This window comes from Arthrobacter sp. efr-133-R2A-120, from assembly GCF_030209835.1.
Lineage (GTDB): Bacteria > Actinomycetota > Actinomycetes > Actinomycetales > Micrococcaceae > Arthrobacter.
Genome location: NZ_JARVRF010000062.1, coordinates 42,870 through 51,101, shown reverse-complemented (window position 1 = coordinate 51,101; position 8,232 = coordinate 42,870). Strand labels below are relative to the sequence as shown.

At 57.9% G+C, this 8,232-nt stretch carries 6 protein-coding genes; 2 read left to right on the top strand and 4 right to left on the bottom strand.

The window, feature by feature from the left end:
* Window positions 1-99 precede the first annotated feature (99 nt).
* Genes QRN52_RS21575 through QRN52_RS21560 form a run of 4 tightly spaced genes read right to left on the bottom strand, consistent with a single transcriptional unit; the run spans window position 100 to window position 5,329 of the window.
* Complete coding sequence (locus QRN52_RS21575) at window positions 100-1,260, bottom strand: dipeptidase (RefSeq protein ID WP_284755708.1); 1,161 nt, start codon at window positions 1,258-1,260, stop codon at window positions 100-102.
* Between the two features lie 23 nt (window positions 1,261-1,283).
* Window positions 1,284-2,387: an S-methyl thiohydantoin desulfurase family protein gene (locus tag QRN52_RS21570; protein ID WP_284755705.1), complete on the bottom strand. Its 1,104-nt coding sequence runs from the start codon at window positions 2,385-2,387 to the stop codon at window positions 1,284-1,286.
* Window positions 2,388-2,426: 39 nt separating this feature from the next.
* On the bottom strand, window positions 2,427-3,974 hold the full coding sequence (locus tag QRN52_RS21565) for a hydantoinase/oxoprolinase N-terminal domain-containing protein (protein ID WP_284755703.1): 1,548 nt from the start codon (window positions 3,972-3,974) through the stop codon (window positions 2,427-2,429).
* The gene (locus QRN52_RS21560) at window positions 3,971-5,329 is read right to left on the bottom strand and encodes a purine-cytosine permease family protein (protein ID WP_284755702.1); all 1,359 of its coding nucleotides are present in this window, start codon (window positions 5,327-5,329) and stop codon (window positions 3,971-3,973) included. Before QRN52_RS21560 ends, QRN52_RS21565 begins: the two co-directional genes overlap by 4 nt.
* Window positions 5,330-5,508: 179 nt before the next feature.
* Between QRN52_RS21560 and QRN52_RS21555 the strand changes: the two genes are divergently transcribed.
* Entirely contained in the window at window positions 5,509-6,600 is a 1,092-nt protein-coding gene (locus tag QRN52_RS21555; RefSeq protein ID WP_284755701.1) for a DUF917 domain-containing protein, read from the top strand.
* The gene (locus QRN52_RS21550; RefSeq protein ID WP_284755699.1) at window positions 6,597-8,189 is read left to right on the top strand and encodes a PucR family transcriptional regulator; all 1,593 of its coding nucleotides are present in this window, start codon (window positions 6,597-6,599) and stop codon (window positions 8,187-8,189) included. Before QRN52_RS21555 ends, QRN52_RS21550 begins: the two co-directional genes overlap by 4 nt.
* Window positions 8,190-8,232: the final 43 nt, after the last annotated feature.

The window sequence follows — 8,232 nt, the reverse complement described above, 5'->3', positions numbered from 1 at the left end:
GGGCCCTCTTGTCTTCAACGACACGAACTCAATTCCCCACCAACCACGAAGAGCCGGTTTTGGAGATCCGATGCTGCCGCTGTGGTTGACGTGGCAAATCTAGTGACCAACCGTCGCGTTCTGCATGGAATCGTCATCTGTCTGTTGATTGGCGACCCTCTCGGCGTCTTCGAGCACCCTGAGGACATTGCCGAAAGCGAGGCTGCGGAGATCTGCAGCCGACCAGCCCCGTTCAGCTAGTGCCATCTTGACGACAGGGTAACTGGATACTCCGGTTATTCCGCGGGGCAGCCGTTCGATCCCGTCGAAGTCCCCTCCGATGCCCAAGTGTTGGGGTCCCACCACTTCACGCGCATGTTCCACGTGTTTCACAACGTCGGCGATGGTTGCGTGTGGAGGCGGGTTCTGAGATGTCCAGCGGGCATATTCCGATATCGCGGCCTCGTCCTCGTCCACATGGCCTGCGTGGAATCCCGTCCGGAGGCCCAGCCTCTTCCGGATATCATCCGACCGTTGCTCGTGCTCGGCGCAGGCATTGGAGATGAAAGCGGGAACAAACGTAAGCATGAGCACTCCACCGTTTTCAGGCAATCTTTCAAGCACGGAATCCGGCACGTTCCTGACGTGATCGGTTACATTGCGACAAGACGAGTGCGAAAACATGACGGGGGCCCTGGTGATGTCCAGCGTGTTGTGCATGGTCTGTTCGGCCACGTGGGACAAATCGACGATGATTCCAAGGTCATTCATCTCGGCGATCACACTTCTTCCAAAACCAGTGAGCCCGTAGCCAACCTGTTCCCCCGTCGCTGATCGTGCCCAGGGCGTGTTGTCGTTGTGTGTCAGGGTCATATAGCGGACGCCGACACGTCTCATCATCCGGAGGACGCCGAGGGATGAGTCGATGGAGTGGCCTCCTTCAATTCCCATCAGGGAGGCAATCAGTCCCTTCTCAACGGCGGTCCTTACACCGGCGGCCGTGTCGACCAAACTGAACGTTTCGGGATACTCGGACATGATCCGGTGCACGCAGTCGATCTGTTCGAGTGTCGCCACGACGGCGTCGGCCGGCAGCATGTTGGACGGGACGAAGACTGACCAGAATTGCGCACCGACCCGGCCTTCCCGGAGCCGTGGAATGTCTGTGTGCAAGCTGGGCTGGTGCTGCGATAAGTCGATCTCCTCGACACGGGAATCGAATTTCTGTCGCAGAGCCCAAGGCAAATCGTTGTGGCCATCGAATATGAGAGCCTCGGCCATGACGGGACTCTCCAGGGTGGGTATCACCTGACGGCACTCAATTCCTCAAGGGCGACCCATGGCTCATGGAGTCCGAAAGCCTGGGGGCCAAAGACTTGCAGCGCTTCAGGGGTCCGCATGATGGCAGGAGTCGAGATTCCGTAGACGGCCACCCGCTGTCCGAACCGCAGGGCCTCGGAAGTGATGGGGGTGCCCAAATCAACATCAACTATCGTAATAAGATCCGGAACAATGGCAACGACCGCACCATTCTTGTGTGCAATGACGTTCTCGTTCCGGAACTGGATCCGCATTTCGTCGATACCGTCGAAGGATTCCACAACCGCAGAGCCGTGGGTGAACCCGTCTCTAACGAACCTCTCAACGTCAACGATTTTTCCCCGCATGAGCACGGTTCCGTGGCCGTATATTGTGTCCTTTAGGAAGGCACTGAGTTCTGCCAGCGGATCAAGATGTTTGTCCTTGGCCGTACGCAAAGTCCGGCCGATATTGAGGGCCAGGGTGACGGTGTTGCGGATCGCAGTTCGCTTGACGTCTGCTCCGCTCATTGGATACTCGGCGATGTATGCCGCGCCCCCCATCTTGATGGCGACCGCGCGCGCGAAAGTCTCCATCCTCTGGTTGTCCTGGCCGGTATCGACGATGCACGTGTGCCCGTTTTCGTCAGAAACAGCGAGCGGTGATCCGGACACCCCGTAGACTCCGAACGTTTCCATTTGAAGCTCCGGGAAGGCTCGTCCCATTCCGTCGCCGTCCACCACCGGGATACCCGCTTCGGCGGCGACGACCAGAGGAATCATGGAATTCAGTCCACCGCACTCCATGGGGATTGTTGCGTCGGCTGTTTTTCCGAGGTGTCTCTCCAAGGCGCGGAGCGACCGGACGGCCTCAGTGCCGGCTGGGACTTTCTCGACTACGACAGTCGGAGCACCCATCATGGCCGTGGAAATGACAAAGTCATCGTCATCAAGTTCGGTCGGATCGAGGATTTCGATCTTCTTCCCGTTTTTGAGGCATTCCTCGACGAGGAGGCGGCCGATGAGCGGATCTCCGCCGCCGCCTGTACCCAGTATCGCCGCGCCCCGCGCCAAGTCAGGAACGTCGTTTAGTGAAAGATAGAAACTCATTATGTTTTCCTTCTAGTTCTTGCAGTCAGCATTCCGGGGTTACTTCGACGTCGGAAGATCGCCAACGGCCTTGATACGGACACGGGACGCGTTCCCTGGCAGATAAGCCAAGGGAAGCTCATCGATCTCCACGATTTGGACAGTGCTGGCTTTGGCTCCGGCAGCTATGGCCTTGCCGATTGCTTCCTCCCTGGCTTGGTCGAGCACTTCTTCGCGCTTTCCGGCCGGGATGGCAAAGATTCGGTCGACTTCCCCGCCTACTTGTGCAATAGCGGCGCCGATGGCATTCGCTACTCCGGAGTGCCCCGGACGGGCAACGTCACTGGCGCATGCCATCTGTTCGGGAACGAGGAACGCACCGCCGCCGACTGCAATCACCGGGACCAGGTCAGAGCTCGTCCGCATCCGGTCAACCGTCTCAGTGATCCTTCGGTGGATTTCATCTCTGGCCGCGTAGATCAGTGAGCGGTCCAGATGTTTGACGCGCTCCGGGTCGCCAATTACCGTGTCTCCAGCCGCGACCATGATGTCGGTCGCCGTCAAGGTTTGGCCGCCGAAAACGAGCGCCTCCTCCGTTACCCGATATCCGACGCTGTCCGGCCCGACGGTCACTCCATCGTCGAATCTGATTCTGCTGCCACCACCGACTCCCACGGACAAGACATCTGGCATCCGGAAGTTGGTGCGGATTCCTGCGACCTCAATCTCGGTGGCAGCCTCCCGAGGGAAGCCGGACTGGAGAACTCCGACGTCCGTCGTCGTCCCTCCAACGTCAACCACGATGCAGTCCTTGATGCCTGAGAGATACGCTGCCCCCCGCATGGAGTTTGTTGGTCCAGAGGCAAATGTGGCAACGGGGTATTTCCTGGCGAAATCGACGTCCATCAAGGTTCCGTCGTTCTGGCTCAGGAACAGAGGAGCGTTGATGTCCAGCGCCATGAGTGATTGGTCCAGGGAAGAACAAACTTCGGCTGAAAGGTCACGCAGGGCGGCATTGATGATGGTCGCGTTTTCCCTCTCGAGCAGTCCAACCCTGCCGATTTCGTTCGAAAGGCTGACCGGAAGTTCGGGAAATTCGATCCCGATGATTTCCGCCGCCATCTGCTCAAACTCGGAGTTAACCGGAGAGAACACAGACGAGATAGCGAAGCTTCGTGCGCCCCGGGCCACGGCATCCCGGACAGCTCTGCGTATTTCTTCACGGTCGATCGGAGATATCTCCCGTCCGTCGAACTCATGTCCGCCGTGGCACATGTAGGGCAGGGCCTTCACTGCTTCGGTGATCCGCGTGGGCCAGCCTACGAAGGGGGGCAGTCCACTCGTCGCAGGAAGTCCCAGCCGGATGGCCGCGGTCGGCGCCAGCCGCTCGGCCTCGATGAGAGCATTGATGAAATGCGTGGTGCCGATCATGACTGCGTCTATCTGCGTCGGATCGAAGGGGAAAGCACTCTGAAGACGGCGGAGGGATTCAGTAATTCCCAGTGCAACATCACTCATTGTTGGGCTTTTTACGCCTGCCAGGACCTCGTTGCCATCAATAAGCACAGCGTCTGTGTTGGTCCCGCCGACATCGATGCCTATTTTCACTGGTGTTCCTCCTGCAGTTCGCGAGTTTCAGTTTTCGGTTGGCGTGAGAGCACGTCTTCGGAAGTCCCTTTGATCAGGCCCAATTTCCCGGCAATGACGTACAGAACAATGGATGCACAGAGTGAGTTGAGGGAGCCTACCCCCCAGGGCAGGTACATCCCAATCAGCACCGACGCCCCCCACACCACGAGGGTTCCGATAACCCATGTGGGCTCAGTTGCGGGCAACCCGGGGGAAGAACCGGACAATACGCTCCGCCATTTCTTGACGATGTAGTATTCGGCGACCATGATGCCCGCGATCGGCGGGAATGTGACTCCAAGCAGGATCAGGAAATCCACGAAGTAGTTCAGGATTCCAGCGGCAGCGAGCATGGCTCCCAGGGCGCCGATAAAGATGGTGACACTGGTGCGGCTCACTCGTTTCCTGAACACTGTCTCGACAAAGTTCACGATGCCCAGAGAGGCAGAGTACAGATTCCAGTCATTCATCTTGACGGTGCCCGCAACGATGACGATCGTACCGACGAATCCGCTGCTGGACGTGACCAGTGCGATGACGTCGTTGGTCTTGAGCGCGTGAGCAAGAAGGACCCCAGCGATAGCAACCATGAATTCGCCAAGGGTGACTCCCAAAAGCGTCTGCTTGACGACATCGGAGGGTTTGCGGTTGAAGCGTGTCATATCCGGAGTGATGACCATCCCGACAATGAATCCGCCTGCCACCAGCGTCGTCCCCGCAGCGAGGCTAAGCACCGGTCCAGGGGCCGGCTGACTTACAAGATCGCCCAGATTGTGGTTTTGCAACTCAGAGAAAATCGACCAGCCGGCCAGCAGGAGGAACGCCGGAATCGTAATGTACGCGGTCCAGGCCATGCTCTTGAAACCATAAATGACAATCGCGGTCACAGCTGCGCCGACCACAAGGGACCACGCCCAGGCGGGAAAAACGGGTGCCAGCTTAGCAAGACCATCTGCAGCCACGCCGCTCTGGACGCCAAACCACCCGACCAAGCTAAGTGAGATGAATAAGGCGATGATGCTGGATCCATGGCGGCCAAAGCCAGTCCATCTAGCCAGAAGCGAGGTCGAGAGGCCTTCCCGTTGGCCGAGGATGCCCGTCATGATAGCGACAACCTCGAGGATGACCGACCCAAGGAAGATCGCCAGCAAAGCGTCGGAAAATTGCATCCCAAATCCGAGAGCTGCGCCTAGGAGGAACTGTGACAGCGCTGACATCTGGCCGAACCTTTGAACAGCCACCGACCACCAGCTATGACGGGCGTGTTCAGGAACACGTTCGAGGGCAAAGTCCTCCTCCCCGGCATGCTTTTTCGTTGTTGTACCTGTTGTCATTTCGGCTCCTTTGCCTGCGAGGTGCCTACCCGCAAAGAGCTCAGGGGTAGGAGAAGAATTAAGACAACGCTACGGCTGATGATGCACGACAACAATGGTCGATCTAACTACTAAATGCCGTGCCGGTGTGCATACTTAACACGTAGCATTTTCGTCGATGAGGATGGGAGGAGGCGGCCATGCCTTGGGTTCTCAAGTCGAGCGGTTTGGAGGCGCTGGAGTTTGGCGCCAGGATGCAGGGATCGGGGGGTGCAGGAGACACTCATGCCATATCCCTTCTGACACGAAACGTGCTGGAACAAAGGGGCGGAGTTACCGTATTTCCTCCGAGTAAAATCGCTCCGAACGATGTCGTCATTCCCGTCGGACTAGCGGGATCGCCGCTGGCCTTCAGCGAAAAGCCCGGCGGACCTGATCCATACACGAGGGCGTTCGAGGCGGTCGCCGCGAAATTTCCAGGGACGCGACCGCTCGTCTGCGCGTTCGAGATGGCCGGGATCAATGCGTATGCGCCGATTCTTGTGGCCGCGGCTCTGGACATCCCGATGATCGATCTGGACGGTATGGGGCGCGGACTCTCGGGGCTGCATCAGACGACCTTCAACGCACATAGCGTCCCGATGACCCCGTGTGCGCTCGTCGACGCTTCCGGCAGGTGTGTCGAAATCTGCGGAACGGGCGCGGAAGATGCCGAACGATCGCTTCGCTTACTCATGGGAATATTCGGTGGGTGGGTGGCATTCGCTGGATATGCCATGGACGGTGTCCAAGCACGCCAAGCAGGGATCACGGGGACACTCCGGCGGGCAATCGAGCTTGGCTACCAGTTCCAACAATCGAGAAAACTCACAGCATCGGTCAGCGACGCAATAATGCACTTCTCTCAACACACCAAAGGGTGTCTGCATGTCGGCAGAGGGAGCGTCGTGGACGTTAAATGGGAGCCGGCTCCCCGGGGGTCAGACGTCGGGGTACATGCCAAAGGCACGATAATCGTCCGTGCCCAGGGAAGGTACCTTCGGATCGAGGCACAGAACGAATTCCTTCTGCTCATAGACGAGGGCCGACTGCTGGCAAAGGCACCTCAAATCATTTGCCTCCTTGACAGCCACACCGGAACTCCCCTCCTCAGCGAGCGTACTGTCCCTGGCTACGGCGTAGACATCCTCGTCTTCGAAGCTCCGGGCAAGTGGACCGAAGCTTCGGCCCGGTCATTAGTAGACATTGCCGGCTACGGCTACACAATCCCCTCATATGGAGCCCCTCAATGACAGATCGGCTGACCCTACGGGAACTAATGCGGTGCCCGGCCCTGTTGCACAGCTCGGTCGTCCTGGCGGAGCCAACCGCAAGCTACTCGTTCGTCTGCGTCAATCAATTCACCGCAAACGGACAAGCCCGAATCGCGCACCTGGACGCGCCCGACGACAGGCAAATCGACGGGGTCGAAGGCATCTGGATATCTTCCTGGATGCCTTCCTACGGGCTGGAAATGATATTCCCCCATCTGAAGCTACAGGGTGTGGGCATGGTCATTCTCACACCATCCGAGAATGGAGAATCCGGGAGCAGTACAGAAATGAGCATCTCCACGCGGGAACTGGCAAGAAAACTGAAGATGAGCGTCGTGGTCCTTGATCAACCCCAGACAACTGTTTCTGTGGCTGCATCCCTCCAGGGCTTCATGAAATCCAATCTCATGACTCGGTCCACGAGCATGGCCGCCCTCTCCCGCGCAATCCAAGGCATGGAACCGAACCCGGACAATGTCGTCTCTGAACTTAGAAAGTATGTAAACGCGGAGATAGCCATCGTCAATTCACTTGGGCTAACGCTTGCTGGCGCGTTGGAGAGCCCACTTTCTCTTGGCGAATTAACCACAGCGCCGGGGCAAGGCCCCATTCCGGCTTTGTCGGCGAACTTGATATCGGTCCCGCTACCGCCCCTCATGGAAAACGACGATCCAGCACTTTGGATCCTTGCCGAATTCAGCACCGACGCCGCGCCCTTCGAGCTTGAAGGGGCCAGGGAACTCATGGAACTGACTGCATCGCCCTTGCTTCGCTGGCTCACTCGGCAGCGCTTTGCTGACGAGCTTTTTCAATCCGCGAGATCAGCGATCGTCTCACAGCTCGCTGTCAGCGGCGGAGCGGTTCCAGACCACCTCATCTCTCAAGCACTCAGCGTCGGATGGAACCTCAACGGATGGCACACCCTGGTAAGCATTCATGCCCCACAGAAATCCACAGCTCATGACATTGGCCGAATGATTCCAGCCGCCCTGACACGCTATGGATACTCCATCGCCTCATCGGAATACATGGATCACTGGCTTATCTGGGAGACCCAACCAAACCAACCGACTAGGACAGAGTACAAAGACCTTGTGGGTGCATTGGACTCCGTCCGACCGCCTTTGGAATCCGGCATCGTTTTTGGCGTCGCAAGACCACGACTTGGACCGGAGGGGTTTGCGAAAAGCATCGCCGAAGCCGAAGACTTCGCCCGACAAGCAAGTTACAGCAAAGGACGCCGCCAAATTGTTGATGCCCAGGAATCAATCGCCACCCAGTTGATCCGGCTCACCCTCCACGATCCCGCACTTGTGCGCCCATCCATGAAGTTCCTGGGAGGATTATCCGAAGAGGATGCCGGGTACTTGCGGGACACGCTGAGCGCTTACCTGAAATGCGAATCCAGCCTCGCTGAGACTGCTCGCGTTCTTCATGTTCATCGAAACACTGTAGTCAAGAGACTTGAGAAGATTGAGCAACTGATGGAGGTTCCATTAGACAATCCCGACACGAAATTTGCACTGCGAATCGCACTCAGAATCCTGGACATTTCCGCCACCAAGTAAGTGGGCGCACAGTAGTCGGCTGTCGACCCCCGGCCACACGGTG

Coding starts and splice junctions, on each gene's coding strand:
- QRN52_RS21570 (WP_284755705.1), bottom strand. CDS start 2,387: ATGAGTTTCTATCTTTCACTAAACGACGTTCCTGACTTGGCGCGGGGC.
- QRN52_RS21555 (WP_284755701.1), top strand. CDS start 5,509: ATGCCTTGGGTTCTCAAGTCGAGCGGTTTGGAGGCGCTGGAGTTTGGC.
- QRN52_RS21550 (WP_284755699.1), top strand. CDS start 6,597: ATGACAGATCGGCTGACCCTACGGGAACTAATGCGGTGCCCGGCCCTG.
- QRN52_RS21560 (WP_284755702.1), bottom strand. CDS start 5,329: ATGACAACAGGTACAACAACGAAAAAGCATGCCGGGGAGGAGGACTTT.
- QRN52_RS21575 (WP_284755708.1), bottom strand. CDS start 1,260: ATGGCCGAGGCTCTCATATTCGATGGCCACAACGATTTGCCTTGGGCT.